The sequence below is a fragment of the Paraburkholderia sp. HC6.4b genome (assembly GCF_014200875.1).
Classification (GTDB): domain Bacteria; phylum Pseudomonadota; class Gammaproteobacteria; order Burkholderiales; family Burkholderiaceae; genus Paraburkholderia; species Paraburkholderia tuberum.
The window spans coordinates 231,855-246,812 of record NZ_JACHDC010000013.1; the positions used below are offsets into that span (position 1 = coordinate 231,855).

Annotated in this window: 9 protein-coding genes, 1 tRNA gene and 1 pseudogene; 4 read left to right on the plus strand and 7 right to left on the minus strand. The window is 65.0% G+C overall.

Annotated elements, in window-relative coordinates:
• Positions 1-78: 78 nt before the first annotated feature.
• The 3 genes from HDG34_RS20975 to fdnG are packed head-to-tail and all read right to left on the minus strand — an operon-like array spanning position 79 to position 4,733.
• Positions 79-735 carry a formate dehydrogenase subunit gamma gene (locus HDG34_RS20975; RefSeq protein WP_184038987.1) on the minus strand — a complete coding sequence of 219 codons (657 nt, stop codon included), beginning with the start codon at positions 733-735 and terminating at the stop codon, positions 79-81.
• Positions 732-1,655 (minus strand): formate dehydrogenase subunit beta, encoded by a 924-nt coding sequence (gene fdxH / locus HDG34_RS20980; RefSeq protein ID WP_184061989.1) that lies wholly within the window; start codon positions 1,653-1,655, stop codon positions 732-734. The genes HDG34_RS20975 and fdxH overlap by 4 nt, the downstream gene beginning before the upstream one ends.
• Positions 1,656-1,664: 9 nt before the next feature.
• Positions 1,665-4,733, minus strand: coding sequence for a formate dehydrogenase-N subunit alpha (gene fdnG, locus HDG34_RS20985; RefSeq protein ID WP_184061990.1), 3,069 nt, complete (start codon positions 4,731-4,733; stop codon positions 1,665-1,667).
• A 412-nt stretch (positions 4,734-5,145) separates the two neighbouring features.
• On the opposite strand from fdnG, the gene selD reads away from it, so the two are divergent.
• The 3 genes from selD to HDG34_RS21000 all read left to right on the plus strand — a co-directional run bounded on the left by selD (position 5,146) and on the right by HDG34_RS21000 (position 8,470).
• Positions 5,146-6,204: a selenide, water dikinase SelD gene (gene selD / locus HDG34_RS20990; RefSeq protein WP_184061991.1), complete on the plus strand. Its 1,059-nt coding sequence runs from the start codon at positions 5,146-5,148 to the stop codon at positions 6,202-6,204.
• Between the two features lie 117 nt (positions 6,205-6,321).
• Positions 6,322-7,389, plus strand: coding sequence for a tRNA 2-selenouridine(34) synthase MnmH (mnmH, locus tag HDG34_RS20995; RefSeq protein ID WP_184061992.1), 1,068 nt, complete (start codon positions 6,322-6,324; stop codon positions 7,387-7,389).
• Positions 7,390-7,414: 25 nt separating this feature from the next.
• Positions 7,415-8,470 carry a permease gene (locus HDG34_RS21000; protein ID WP_184061993.1) on the plus strand — a complete coding sequence of 352 codons (1,056 nt, stop codon included), beginning with the start codon at positions 7,415-7,417 and terminating at the stop codon, positions 8,468-8,470.
• Between the two features lie 247 nt (positions 8,471-8,717).
• On the opposite strand, the gene dhaK is transcribed toward HDG34_RS21000, so the two are convergent.
• The 4 genes and pseudogenes from dhaK to HDG34_RS21015 all read right to left on the minus strand — a co-directional run.
• Positions 8,718-10,421: a dihydroxyacetone kinase subunit DhaK gene (dhaK, locus tag HDG34_RS21005; protein WP_184061994.1), complete on the minus strand. Its 1,704-nt coding sequence runs from the start codon at positions 10,419-10,421 to the stop codon at positions 8,718-8,720.
• 285 nt (positions 10,422-10,706) lie between these two features.
• Positions 10,707-10,783 (minus strand) — tRNA-Val (locus HDG34_RS21010).
• A gap of 78 nt (positions 10,784-10,861) precedes the next feature.
• Positions 10,862-12,352, minus strand: a complete 1,491-nt coding sequence (locus tag HDG34_RS39345; protein ID WP_260321272.1) for a M81 family metallopeptidase — start codon at positions 12,350-12,352, stop codon at positions 10,862-10,864.
• A 7-nt stretch (positions 12,353-12,359) separates the two neighbouring features.
• Positions 12,360-13,677 (minus strand): annotated as a pseudogene (locus tag HDG34_RS21015) (Zn-dependent hydrolase); the annotation flags it as partial.
• Between the two features lie 395 nt (positions 13,678-14,072).
• Here HDG34_RS21015 and HDG34_RS21020 point away from each other — a divergent pair.
• Positions 14,073-14,534, plus strand: coding sequence for a hypothetical protein (locus HDG34_RS21020; protein WP_184062015.1), 462 nt, complete (start codon positions 14,073-14,075; stop codon positions 14,532-14,534).
• The last annotated feature ends 424 nt before the right edge of the window (positions 14,535-14,958 follow it).

A 14,958-nucleotide genomic window follows, 5' to 3' on the forward strand; every position in this document is an offset into this window, starting at 1 on the left:
GGCGCGGCGGCCCGGTGCGAGGGGCGCTGCGTGCGGCGCATTGAAACATGCGCTGGGGCAGCGCCGATTGAGCATACTTTACTTGCCGATGATTTCCCTGAACCAGTTTGGATGATGCTTGCGCGCCCAGCCATAGGTAACGGTGCCGCGCGTCATCGCACCTATGGAGCCCTTGACCCACAGCGCCGCATAGATATGCACGATGATGCCGACGATCAGCAGGAATGCCGTCACGGCATGCACGAGCGCCGAGAGCCGGATCACACCAATCGGGAAATAGAACGAAAAGTAGCGCCGCCAGATCACGATGCCGCTCAGCAACAGCAGCAGCATACAGATCACCATCACGAAGAACAGCAGCTTCTGCCCGGCGTTGTACCTGCCGATTGCGGGCAGGCGTTCCTCGCGATTGTTCAGCACGTCGCCGATCTGCTTCATCCACTGGATATCCGCCTGGTCCAGATAGTTGTGATGCCAGAAGCGCAACGCAAGAATCAGGAACGAGATGAACATCACGCAGCCGATGAACGGGTGCAGAATCCGCGTCCACTGCCCGCCGCCGAGTACCACGTACAGAAACGCCATCGACGGATGGAACAGCGCGAGACCGGACAGCGCAAGCAGGATGAAACAGATCGCGGTGATCCAATGATTCGTGCGCTCGTTCGGCGTATAGCGCACGATCAGTCGGTTGCCCTTCAGGTCCGTGAAGTCGGTGTGCTCAGAGTGGTTCATTGCGTACCCTCCCGCGAACGGCGTGCTTCTTCGGCTTCCTTGACGGCTGCGGCTTCGTCGGCCTCGGACACCTCGTTCGGGCCGACGCGCGTGTAGTGGAAGAAGCCCGCGAGCGCGGCGATCCCCATAATGGCGAGCCCGATCGGCTTGGCGATGCCCTTCCACAACGAGACCAGCGGACTGATGCGCGGATCGTCCGGCAGGCCGTGATACAGCGACGGCCGGTCGGCGTGGTGCAACACGTACATCACATGCGTGCCGCCGACCTTGTCCGGGTTATACAGGCCAGCGTTCTGAAAACCGCGCTCCTTCAGATCGACGATGCGGTCCTCGGCCTGCTGCTTCATGTCCTCCTTGGTGCCGAACATGATCGCGCCGGTCGGGCAGGTCTTCACGCACGCCGGCTCCTGGCCGACCGCCACACGATCCGAACACAGCGTGCACTTGTATACGCGGTGATCCTTCTTCGACATACGCGGGATGTCGAACGGGCAGCCGGCGATGCAGAAGCCGCAGCCGATGCAGTTCTCCTGGTGGAAATCCACGATGCCGTTCGTGTACTGCACGATCGCGCCCGGCGCCGGACAGGCCTTCAGACAGCCCGGGTCCTCGCAGTGCATGCAGCCGTCCTTGCGGATCAGCCATTCGATATCGCCGGCGGAATTCTCGTACTCGGCAAACCGCATGACGGTCCACGAATGCTCGGTGAGATCGGGCGGGTTGTCGTAGACGCCCACGTTCACGCCGATCTCGTCGCGCAGATCGTTCCACTCCATGCAAGCCGTCTGACACGCCTTGCAGCCGATGCACTTCGACACGTCGATGAGCTTCGCGACCGTGCCCGTGGCCGGCTCGCGAATCACCGGCGGCTGCGTGGTGGTGGCCGAAACGCGTCTGATGTCCAGTGATTGCAGTGCCATCTCTTTTCCTTATGCCTTTTCGACCTTGACGAGGAACGACTTGAATTCCGGTGTCTGCGAATTCCCGTCGCCCACCGGGGGCGTCAGCGTATTGATGAGATAGCCCGGCCTCGCGAGCCCTTTGAAGCCCCAATGGAGCGGCAGCCCGACGGTCTGCACCTTCTTGCCTTCGATCATCAGCGGTTTGATCCGCTTCGTCACGACCGCGACGGCAACCAGGTGGCCGCGGTTCGAGCTCACCTTGACCCGGTCGCCGGCTACCACGCCGATCTCCTTCGCGAGGTCTTCGCCAATCTCGACGAACTGCTCGGGCTGGATGATCGCGTTCAGACGCGCGTGTTTGGTCCAGTAGTGGAAATGCTCGGTCAGACGATAGGTGGTCGCCGTATGCGGGAAGTTCTCGTGCGTGCCGAACGTGGCCATGTCGTCCGGGAACACGCGCGCCGCAGGATTGCTGACGACCAACTTGTTGTCCGGATGCAGCGGGTTGTAGCCGAGCGGCGTTTCGAACGGCTCGTAGTGCTCGGGGAATGGCCCTTCCACCATAGCTTCGCGCGCGAAGAAGCAAGCCACGCCTTCCGGATTCATGATGAACGGATTCATGCCGTCTTCGGGCGGCTCGTCGACCTTGAAGTCCGGAATGTCGGCGCCCGACCACGTGCTGCCGTTCCACGCGATCAGCTTGCGCGTCGGATCGAACGGCTTGCCGCTGAGATCGCACGACGCGCGGTTGTACAGAACCCGCCGGTTCACCGGCCATGCCCAGGCCCAGTTCAGCGTGTTGCCGATGCCGGTCGGGTCCGAGTTGTCGCGGCGGCCCATCTGGTTGCCCGCCTGGGTCCACGCGCCGCAGAAGATCCAGCAGCCGCTCGAGGTCGAGCCGTCGTCGCGCAGCAGCGCGAAACTCGCGAGCTGCTCGCCCTTCTTCGCGAGCACCTTGGTCGTGTCCTTCGGATCGGTGACGTCCGCGAGCGCCTTGCCGTTGTACTCCATCGCGAGTTCTTCGGGCGTCGGGCTTTCCGGGTTCGCATACGGCCAGCTCATGTTCAGGATCGGATCGGGATACTTGCCGCCGTCCTTGCGATAAGCGTCGCGAATACGCAGCCACAGCCCCGCCATGATATCGAGGTCGCTCTTCGCTTCGCCGGGACCGTCCGCGCCCTGCCAATGCCACTGCAGCACCCGGCTCGAACTAACGAGCGAGCCGCGTTCCTCGGCGAAGCAGGTGGTCGGTAGACGAAACACCTCTGTCTGGATCGAGCCGCTGTCGACGTCGTTGAACGGGCCGTAGTTCTTCCAGAACTCCGACGTTTCGGTCGCGAGCGGATCCATGATCACGAGCCACTTCAGCTTGGCCAGCGCCGCGCCGTTCTTCGCCTTGAACGGCGCGGCGGCAAGCGGGTTGAAGCCCTGCGCGAGGTAGCCGGTCATTTTGCCCTGATTCATCAGCTCGAAGACCTGCAGCAGGTCGTAGGACTTGTCGAGCTTCGGCAGATAGTCGAAAGCGAAGTTGTTGTCGGCGGTCGCCTTGTCGCCCCACCATGATTTCATGAAGCTCACGTGGAACGCGCGATAGTTGCGCCAGTAGCTCAGCTGGTTCGGCCGCAGCGGCTGTTTGGCGCGCGTCGCGATGTAGGCGTCGAAGTCCTGCTCCGCTTCCATGGGCAGCGTCATGTAGCCCGGCAGCAGGTTCGACATCAGGCCGAGATCCGTCAGGCCCTGGATGTTCGAATGGCCGCGCAGCGCGTTCATGCCGCCGCCCGCGATGCCGATGTTGCCGAGCAGCAGCTGCACCATCGCGCCGGTGCGGATGATCTGCGAGCCGACCGAGTGATGCGTCCAGCCGAGCGCGTACATGATCGTGGCCGCGCGCCCAGGCACCGACGTCGACGCGAGCATCTCGCACACGTGCTGGAACTTCTCCTTCGGCACGCCGCAGATTTTCTCGACCTGCTCGGGCGTGTAGCGCGAGTAGTGCTGCTTCATCAGCTGATAGACGCAGCGCGGGTCCTGCAGCGTCGGGTCGACCTTGGCGAAGCCGTCGTCGCCGCGCTCGTAGTCCCACGAGGTCTTGTCGTAGCTGCGCGTGTCGGCGTGGTAGCCGGAAAACAGGCCGTCCTTGAACGCGAAATCCTCGCGCACGATGAACGGCACGTCCGTGTAGTTCTTCACGTACTCGTGCTGGATCTTGTCGTTCGTCAGCAGGTAGTTGATCACCCCGCCGAGGAACGCAATGTCCGTACCGGTGCGGATCTGCACGAAGTAGTCCGCGACCGACGCCGTACGCGTAAAGCGCGGGTCGACCACGATCAGACGCGCCTTGCGGTGCGCCTTGGCTTCGGTGACCCATTTGAAACCGCATGGGTGTGCCTCGGCCGCATTGCCGCCCATCACGAGAATCACGTCCGCGTTTCTGATGTCGACCCAATGGTTCGTCATCGCTCCACGGCCAAACGTCGGGGCAAGACCTGCCACCGTCGGGCCATGTCAGACACGCGCCTGATTGTCGAATCCGAGCATGCCAAGACTGCGAACAGTCTTGTGCGTCAGATAACCCACCTCGTTGCTGCCGGCCGATGCCGCGAGCATGCCGGTAGTCAGCCAGCGGTTGACCTTCTTGCCGTCCGCGTTCGTCTCGACGAAGTTCGCGTCGCGGTCTTCCTTCATCAGCTTCGCGATGCGGTCTAGCGCGTCTTCCCACGAGATGCGCTTCCACTCGCTCGCCCCGGCCGCGCGGTACTCGGGATAGCGCAGACGGCTCGAGCTATGGATGAAGTCGATCAGGCTCGCGCCCTTCGGGCACAGCGTGCCGCGATTGACCGGATGGTCGGGGTCGCCCTCGATGTGGAAGATGCTCGTCTTCACATTCTTGGCCTCGTCGCCAAGACCGTACATCAGGATGCCGCAGCCCACCGAACAGTACGGGCAGGTGTTGCGGGTTTCAGTCGCACGCGACAATTTGTACTGACGGACTTCGGCCAGCGCGGGTGTCGGCGAGAAGCCCATCAGGGCCAGGCTCGATCCGGCAAGTGTCGTGGCAGAGACCTTCAGGAATTGTCGCCGAGTCATTTGCGTCATTGCATGGCCTCGGCTCTTTTGGGGACAAAATTGATTATAGATGCCGTTTCGCGACATGCAGCGTAGTGCATTCGCCACCCCGGTAGATGGGACATGCGAAAGTCATTGGAAAGGACGGCACCCTGCTGGCACGATTTATTCCCGCTGCTGGGCACTGTTCATGCTGCATCCGCGAATAGTGACTCCCTCGACCTCATCGGCGGACTATTGCGCTCCTACGAACTACCCGGGCGCCGCGGAATTGCGTTGTAGCGTAAAGAATTCGTTTCATCGCGCGTACGTGCCGCTTGCTCGGCAAAACGGGGTTCGAAACGGGTTCGGCATAGAGCCAGTTTGCGCCCGTGCCGACGCTGCACAGTGTGAAAACAACCCTCATAATGCGGTCATTCGACGAACCCCAACTCTCGCCCCCATGACCCAAGTCCAAGCAAGCCAGTCGCCCCGCCTGACGAGCCTGTCGCACGGCGGCGGCTGCGGCTGCAAGATCGCGCCCGGCCTGCTCGCCGATCTGCTCAAGCGCAGCGCGCCGCTGCCATTCTTCCCCGACCTGCTGGTCGGCAACGACACCGCCGACGACGCCGCCGTCTACAAGCTCAACGAAGACCAGGCGATCGTCGCGACCACCGATTTCTTCATGCCGATCGTCGACGATCCATTCGACTTCGGCCGCATCGCCGCGACCAACGCGATCTCCGACGTCTACGCGATGGGCGGCAAGCCGATCATGGCGCTCGCGATCGTCGGCATGCCGATCAACGTGCTGCCGCACGACGTGATCGCGGCCGTGCTGAAAGGCGGCGAATCGGTCTGCGCAGAAGCAGGCATCCCGCTCGCGGGCGGCCATTCGATCGATTCCGTCGAGCCGATTTACGGCCTCGTCGCGCTGGGCATCGTCGATCCGAAGCGCGTCAAGCGCAACGCGGGCGGCCAGGCCGGCGACGTGCTGATCCTCGGCAAGCCGCTCGGCGTCGGGATTCTGTCCGCGGCACTGAAGAAAGACCGGCTCGACGAGGCCGGCTACGCGGCAATGATCAGCGCGACCACCAAGCTGAACCGGCCGGGCGCCGAGCTGGCGCGGCTCGACGGCGTGCATGCGCTGACCGACATCACCGGCTTCGGCCTGCTCGGCCACACGCTGGAACTCGCACGCGGCTCGAAGCTGACCGCGCGCGTGCGCTACGCGGACCTGCCGTGGCTGCCGAACGTCGCGAGCCTCGCGCAAGCAGGCATTTTCACCGGCGCATCGGGCCGCAACTGGGATGCCTACGGCCACGACGTGGTGCTGCCCGCCACCTTGCCGTCCGCCGGCCGCGCGTTGTTGACCGATCCGCAGACGTCGGGCGGGCTGCTGGTGTCGTGCTCGCCCGAAGCGGTAGACGAAGTGCTCGCGCTGTTCCGCGCCGATGGCTTTGCCGACGCACGGGTGATCGGCGAGCTGGTGAGCGGGCAAGCGCGGGTCGAAGTCATCTGAGGTAGGCGGCCGAAGGACGTCAATGGAGAACCCCGGGAAGGACGCATATAACCGGCCCGAACGAGCCGCCCATGCGATAATTTCGGTCTTCCCGCGGTCCGTTTTATCCCTACTCCCTTGAAAAGTCTTCTAGTCAGCCTCGACAAAGCCGGCGATTTCGATGAAATCGTCGACGTTCGCACTCCGCTCGAGTTCGAGGAAGACCATATTCCGGGCGCGACCAACGCGCCAGTGCTGAGCAACGAGGAACGCGTGCTGGTCGGCACGACCTACACGCAGGTGTCGCCGTTCGAGGGCACGCGGCTCGGCGCGGCGTTGGTCGCGCGCAACATCGCGCATCATCTGGAAACCACGTTCGCCGACCGGCCGCGCAACTGGCGCCCGCTGATCTACTGCTGGCGCGGCGGCAAGCGTTCGGGCTCGGTCACGACGCTGTTCAACATGATCGGCTGGTCGGCGCGGCAACTCGACGGCGGCTACAAGAGCTACCGGCGCGCCACGCTGGAGAGGCTCGAAACCCTGCCGCGCCGTTTCAGCTATATCGCGCTCGTCGGCCCGACCGGCAGCGGCAAGACGCGGCTGCTGTCGGCGCTGCATGAGGCCGGCGCGCAGACGCTCGACCTCGAGGCGCTCGCCGCGCATCGCGGCTCGCTGCTCGGCGCGTATACGGGCGTGGCGCAGCCGTCGCAAAAGCGTTTCGACACGCTGCTCGTCACCGCGCTGCGCGACTTCGACGTGAACCGGCCTGTGTTCGTCGAGGCGGAAAGCCGGCGCATCGGCTCCGTCACGCTGCCGCTCGCGCTGCTCGAAACGTTTCATCGCGGCGCGTGCGTCGAGGTGCGCTCGAGCAGCGAGGACCGCGCGGCGTTTCTGTTGCAGGATTACGCGCATCTGTTCGAGCATCCCGATTACTTCAAGGGACAGCTGGAACGGTTGATCGGTCTGCACAGCCGCGAGCGGGTCACGGGCTGGCTGCGGCTCGTCGACGAGAACCGGCGCGCCGAGCTCGCGCGCGAACTGATCGAACGGCACTACGATCCCGCATACGCGCGCAGCAGCGGCCAGCATTTCGAGCAGTTGCCGCGCGCGCTGCAACTCGATTTCCGCCCGAACGACGCCGACATCGTCGAGCAGGCGAAAACGCTGCTCGCGCAGCTCGATACCCGCACGCTAGTCGTCGGTTGATCCACAACGACATTCAACAACCATCATGCAATCAACCCTTCGGCAACCCCGCGTCACGCTTGGCTGGATCGTGTTCCTGCTGATCGCCGTCGTCGGCCTCTTCTATGTGAAGTGGTTTCCGTACTACAACCGCGCGTTCGTCGCCGCGAGCCAGCATTCGATCGGCAAGTCGATCCTGATGGGCACGTCCGCGAGCGCGCCGGGGGCCTCATGGCAGGCCGCGATCGACTTCGCGCTCGCTTACGGCAAGGCAATCTGGCAGGCGATGGTGCTCGGCCTGCTGCTCGGCTCCGCGGTACAGGCGCTGATTCCACCGCAATGGGTCGCGCGCACGCTCGGCCGTGCCGACTTCAACAGCGTCGTCAAAGGCGGCCTGATGTCGTTGCCGGGCATGATGTGCACCTGCTGCGCGGCGCCGGTCGTCGCGGGCCTGCGCGCGCGTGAAGCGGCGCCGGGCGCGGCGATTGCTTTTTGGCTCGGTAATACCGCGCTGAATCCCGCTACGCTGATCTTCATGGGCTTCGTGCTCGGCTGGCAGTGGATGGGCCTGCGCCTCGCGCTCGGCATCGTGATGGTGCTCGGCCTTGGCTACGTCGTGAACCGCATGGTCACGCCGCAGGAAGCGCAAGCGTCGCGAGAGGCCGTCGCGCAACTGGTCAGCGCCGACGATCCAGGCACCGCGTTCTCGCGCTGGATCACGATTCTGGGGCGCATGACGCTGCGGCTCGTGCCGGAATACATCGCGCTCGTGCTGATTCTCGGCGCGGCGCGCGCGTGGCTGTTTCCGCACATCGGCCCGGACGTCGACAACAGCCTGCTGTGGATCATCGCGCTGTCGATCGCCGGCACGCTGTTCGTGATTCCGACCGCGGGTGAAGTGCCGATCATTCAGGCGATGCTGTCGTTCGGCATGGCCGCCGGCCCCGCCGGCGCGCTGCTGATGACACTGCCGCTCGTCAGCGTGCCGTCGCTCGCGATGCTCGCGCGGTCGTTTCCGCGGCGCGTGCTGACGGTGGTGACCTGTGCAGTGGTGGTGGGCGGTGTCGTCAGTGGACTGCTGGCCGTTACGCTGGGCTTCTGAGTCGGTTTTTGAGTTCGAGTCGTAGAAGAAGGAAGCATGAAACGTATTGCCGCATTCGCTGTCACGTGTTGATCCGCTGCCGGGCTGCTGTACCTTGGACAGCACTCGGTGGCGCTGATCGCACTGAGCGGCGTCGTGGCGTTCGCGGGATTCGATCTGCTGCGGCCGTGACGGCGGCGTAGTTTTTCCCTGCTGCGAAAGTGCGCTCGTCCCTTGCGTTCGCCGTATCGTTCGCGTGCGCCTGCGCCTAACCGGGAAGCGCGTCGCGAATCGCCGTGAGCCACAACGCGACCGCATGCGCGCCCGGGTCCATATGACCGAGCGCGCGCTCGCCGACATAGCTCGAACGCCCGCGCCGCGGATGCATCGATGCGGTACGAGACGTGCCGTCGCATGCCGCAACGACGGTGGCCTGCAATGCGGCATCCGTCGACGCTCCCTGAGCGAGTGCGTCGTGCAGCGCGTCGGCAGCGGGCCTCAGCGCATCGACCATCGTCCGATCGCCCGGCCGCGCGCCCCCCAGTTCCATCAACCCATCGACACCGGCGTTGAACGCCGTCGCCCATTGCCGTGCGGTGGTCCCGCCCGACTGTTCGAGCGCGGCCGCCGCACGCAGCAGCATCACCGCGTACAGCGGACCCGACGTGCCGCCCACCACGCGCCGCAGCGTCGCCGACATGCCGCGCAATACCGCGCCCGGGGTGGTTGCGCACGCGTAGGAATCGAGCTCGAGCTGCACCGCGCGTGCGCCGCGCGCGAGGCTGATGCCGAGGTCGCCGTCGCCGACGCGCTGGTCCATTTCGGTCAATGTCGGCTCGGCTGCCAGCAGGCACTCGCAGACCGCTTCGAGCGCGCGCCGCAGCGTCGCGTCACGCGCGAGCGTCGCGCCGCTCGCGCTTTGCGGCGCGGGTGGCGCCGCACGCACCGCGACCTGCGCGACGCGGCCGCTCAGCGCAGGCCATGCGCTCGTCTGTGAGGCGGCGTCGAGCAGGCTCAGCCGTTCGTCATCGATACGCAGCAGCGTCAGCGAGACGCCGGCCATTTCGAGCGCGCTCAGGAACGTGCCGGCCCACGCGCGCGCGACTTCGATGCCGCGCCCGGCAAGCTCGCGCAGCGCGGCACCAGCCACCACGTTGAGTTCGCTCGGCGGCGTGCCACCCAGATTGTTGACGAGCAGCGCGACGCGCTCGCCCGCCTGCAACGCGAGATCGTCGACGATCTTTGCAAGCAGCTTGCCGACGATCGCGTCGGCCGGCTCCAGCGCGCCGCGCGCCACGCCGGGTTCGCCATGAATGCCGAGGCCCCATTCGATTTCGCCATCGCCCAGCGCGAAGCCCGGCTTGCCCGCAGCCGGCACCGTGCACGGCGTCAGCGCGACGCCCATCGTGCCGAGCGACGCGGCCGCTTCCCGAGCGAGCCGCGCGACCTCGGCCAACGGCAAACCGCGCGCGGCCGCCGCGCCCGCGATCTTGTGAACCAACACTGTGCCCGCGAGTCCGCGACGGCCCGCGTGATCGCCGCTCGCGCTCAGCGCGACGTCGTCGGCGACGATCATCATCTCAACGAGGATGCCCTCGGCGCGCGCGATTTCGGCCGCGAGGCCGAAGTTGAAGCGGTCGCCCGTGTAGTTCTTGACGATCAGCAACGCGCCAGCGGGGCCGGCCACCGCGCGTATCGCGTCGAGCACGGCGTCGGTGGAGGGCGAGGTGAAGACCTCGCCGGCCACCGCCGCGCTCAGCATGCCGTGGCCCACATAGCCGCCGTGCGCGGGCTCGTGGCCCGAGCCGCCGCCCGAGATCAGCGCGACCTCGCCGCGCGCGGCCATGGCCTGGGCATCGGCGCGCAAGACGATCGTGCCGCCTTGCAACAGCGAGAGTTGGGGATTGAGCGCGATGAGCCCGTCGAGCATCTCGGGGACCACGGTGGACACATCGTTGATGAGCTTCTTCATTGCGTCAGCTCCGTTGGATGCTGCCGGCATCGCATGATCGAAGATGCAATGGGAACGGCAGTCGGGTCGGCGGCGAAAGCGGAAGGTCTAACTGTACCGCGCATTGTCGAACGACGACGCAACGGCGAGAGCGCGCGCGTGAACGTGCACGAGCTTCGGGCCACGAGCGGACAACAACAACGAAGGGGACGTGATGCCGAACGGCGAAACTGAGGAAACGACTGGATCGATTTGACAGGACCGTAGACGAAAGCGGAACCGCTTTCGTCTACGTCACAGATGCGTTGGTAGGCTCGATTGGATTCGAACCAACGACCCCCACCATGTCAAGGTGGTGCTCTAACCAACTGAGCTACGAGCCTTTAGAGGCGCGAATTATAGAGACTCAATGCGGACTGCACAAGCCCTTGCCGCGAGTTATCGAAACGCATGCATGTCGATCAGTTCGTCACGGTCCATTCGGTGTGAGGGTCCAATGGATAAACCGGCCGCTTCACGTGCTCGAAGCTGAACAGACCATAGTCCGAACTCGTGACGCCGCGGCTATCGCATTCGACGAGTGCCTCCGCGATCGGCACGAAAACCGGCCGGCAATACATGCGTGATTTGAGCAGCAGAAAACGCGCGCGGCGCGGATCGATGCCGACGCTCTCGAACACGCCGAGATCCCACGGCTCATGCGTTCGTTCGGTCACGACGAGTTTCACCGTGCCGGTGTCGAGCACTGCCGCGCGCCCCATGTACGCGTGCTGGCCGGTGTAGGTCGGGCCGCAGATCACGTATTCGCCGTCGGTCAGCGCGCGCACGACGCCGGTCAGGGCAAGCGGCGAACGCGAGGGCAATGCATCGTTTGTGAGCTTGTTGCCGATCGCGAGCGTGACCGTGCTACCGACACCCGAGGCCGCCAGGGCCGCGACCGCCTGCGGATCGCACAACGGCCCGCTGACGATGCCTTCGAGGCCCTGCCTCAACGCTTCCTCGAGCAAATCCATCGTGTCGCACGTGCCGCCCGACATGCAGTTGTCGCCGTGATCGAGCATTAGCACCGGTTTATCGGCGGCGCGTGCCAGCGACGCCGCCCGCGCGACCGATTCGGCAAGCGGCGCGCTGCGATAGACGAAATCGTCGCGCTCGTCCCAGATCTGCCGCGCGATGCGCTCGGCGACCGCCTCCGCATCCGCGCGCTCGCCATTGCCCACGACGACGACGCTAATGCATGGCGCTTCGATATCGGCGAGCGAGAAGCCCGCCAGCACCGACACCGCGAGCATGCCGTCGGCCTCGGCGGCGCGCGCGGCATCGAGCGCGCGTTTCATCGCGCCGTCAACGCCCGCGCTGCGCAGCGTGTGCGTGAGCAGCGGCGGCTGACGCCACGCGATCACCGGCTTCGCGTGGCCCTCGATCATGTCGAACAGCAAGCGCGCTGCATGTGCGCCAGTCTCGTACATGTCGACGTGCGGATAGGTCTTGAAGCTGACGATGACGTCGGCGTTGTCGATCATTTTTTGCGTGACGTTGCCATGCAGATCGAGCGCGACCGCGATCGGCGCGTGCGGCAGCGACGCACGCACGCGCCCGAGCAGATCGCCTTCACCGTCGGTCGAGTTCTCGGCGACCATCGCGCCGTGCAGATCGAGCATCACCGCGTCGCAGCCCGTCGCGGCTGCCACGATCGCGTCGCAGATCGTATCGTAGGCGGCGGCGTCGACCGGTCCGCTCGGATTCGCCATGGCGGAGATCGGCGTCACGATTTCGGCATGCACGCGCTCGGCGGCGTCGATGAACGCGGCCATCGCGGTTTGCATGCCCTTGTTTTCGTCGAACGCGGCGCGGCCGTAGCTCGGACCGTTGCGGCCGAATGCGGCCAGCGGGGTCTCTACTGGCGAGAACGTGTTGGTCTCGTGGTTCATTCGTGCGATCAGGACCTTCATGCGCGCATGCTCCCGTTCTCGACGCCGCGCTCGGCATCACCTGCAGCAGCATATTGCAGCCGGCTTCCAGATGATCGGCGCGCGCGTCCTCGATTTCGCTGTGGCTGATGCCGTCCTTGCAGGGAACGAAGATCATCGCGCTGGGTGCGCCGCGCGCGAGACAGGCGGCGTCGTGGCCCGCGCCGCTGACCACGTCCATCGACGACACACCGAGCCGCTCCGCGCTCTGCCTGACCTCGGCGATCCATTGCGCGGCGAATCGCTGCGGCGGGAAGTAGACGACCTGCTCGATGTCGATAGTGATGGGGGCGTCCAAGCTGCTGCTCGCGCGGGTGGCGGCGGCGTTGGTGGCGGCGTTGCCCCCATTGCTGCCCGCCTGCGCGCACGCTGCACGCCATGCGAGGTCCATCGCAGTGAGCGATGCGTCATCGGCTGCGCGCAGGTCGACGCTGAATTTCACGCGGCCCGAAATGACGTTGCGCGAGTTTGAATGCACGTCGAGCCAGCCGACCGTGCTACGGCCATGCGGCGCGTGATCGAGTGCGATACGGTTCACCGCATGGATCGGATCCGCGGCGACGAGCAGCGCGTCGCGGCGCAGCGCCCATCGGCCCCGCGTGCGCTTCCATGCCGTGCACGGTCAGGTCGTACCAGCGCTGCCCGAGCGCGCCCTGCACGACGCCGATGACCTTGTCGTGCGCTTCGAGCACGGACCCCTGTTCGATATGCACCTCGAAATATGCGCCGACAGCGTGCGACTTGCGATGCTCGCCGGCATAGCCGATCGCCGCTAGCGCGTGGCGCACCGCTACGCCGTCGCGATCGCGTTGCGCTAGCGCGTGCTCGAGCGTGAATGCGCCGGCGAACACGCCGGAGCCCATCATCACCGACAAGAATCGCGAGCCCTCCTCGTTGGTCCACATGGCAACCTCGAGCGGCGCGATGGTCTGCACGTTGGCCTCGGCCAGCGGGCGCAGCACCTCCAGCCCTGCCAGCACACCATAATTGCCGTCGAATTTGCCGCCGGTCGGCTGCGTGTCGAGATGGCTGCCCGTCATTATGGGCGGCAGATCGTCACACAGCCCCGTCTTCCGCGCGAAAATATTGCCGATCGCGTCGACCGACACCGTGCGGCCGATCTCCTTCGTCCACGCGATGAACTGATCACGTGCCTCACGGTCGAGTTCGGTCAGTGCTGGACGGCAGACACCGCGTTTGTCGGTCGCGCCGATCCGCGCGAGCTGCATGAGACAGTCCCACAGCCGCGCGCCGTCGATCCGCAAATCGGCGGGCGTCGAGACAACGTTGGATGAATGAGTCTGCATCGATGCATCTCGGGTCGAAGACAGCTGGATGGCGCTTGCCGGCGGGACTTGCTCCGTTCCGGCTTGCTGGCCGAGGTTGTTCCAATCGTCATGATAGAGAGGTTTCGCCGAGGTAGATGGCCGGACGCGCGCGAGGTGGCAATGCGGCGCGACGCCTTTCCGTGGGCAAGCATAGGAAGCAAAGCCGCTGGATTCGTGGGGAGTGAACGGCGCATCGCGGGCGATGTAGGTGCCAACTCGCTCGACGACGGACGCCGCGACGTGCCGGCAATCTGCGCGCAAGTGGCCGCCAGCAAACGTTTTCGTCGAAGGAAGCGGCTAAAACGCAATGAAGGCTCAACCTTTTGCGAAGCGCGCCGTTATTGCATGTGCTCAGGCAAACCCCTCGGATCTCCATGGCACAACCAATTCCTTTCCGCAACACTGGCGCCGCCCGCGCGCGGCATGCCAAAGCCATGCTGTTGCCCATCGCGCGCCAGATCGCCGACGATCTCGCGTTGCGAGTTCATCTGTCGCTCGACGCACTGCGCCGCGGCCTCGGTACGAAGAGCGATGCGCAGACGGTCACGCAGATCATGCTGTTGACCAGCTACCTCGCTGATGCCGGCTTTGGCTCGATGAGCCACGAAGAGCTCCACGCCGCGGACCGCGCCTCGGCGATGATGTTCGACGCAGGTCGGGAACGCAACGAATGGAAACTTGACGAAGCGGGATTCGCGCTCTTTGCATCCATCGCAACGAGCTACGATCGGCAGCTGCATCGCGCTCCGCTTTGGGCGATTACGGAGGCCAGCGAAAGACTCGACCGCTTTATCGCAGGGGGATCCGATCGAGCGCCGGCGCGTAAGCGGGCTTAGCGTGTTTGGAGGAGCTGCTGACCGGCCGAGCCAGAAGGACACGGATTTTGGACGACCGCGTCGGAAGTCGCCGGATTACGCGGATGCGTTGCGGATCGGAAAGTAGTGAAGCGCGCAGTATCCGTCAGCGTAACCCGTCAGAAGTTGGAATTTAGTACGAGACCAACAACGCTGCGAGAGATCAGGACGAGGTGAGCGAGATCCCGCTGCGGCAGTGCGACGGCTCGCTGGATGTCAGAACGCGTAACCTTGCGCTGACGGATACAGCGCGCAAAGTCGGCCGCGTAAACGCAAAAACCCCACCGCGGCGGGTGGGGTTTCTGACTGGAGGGGAGCCTGACGATTACCTACTTTCACACGGGCAATCCGCACTATCATCGGCGTGGAGTCGTTTCACGGTCCTGTTCGGGATGGGAAGGGGTGG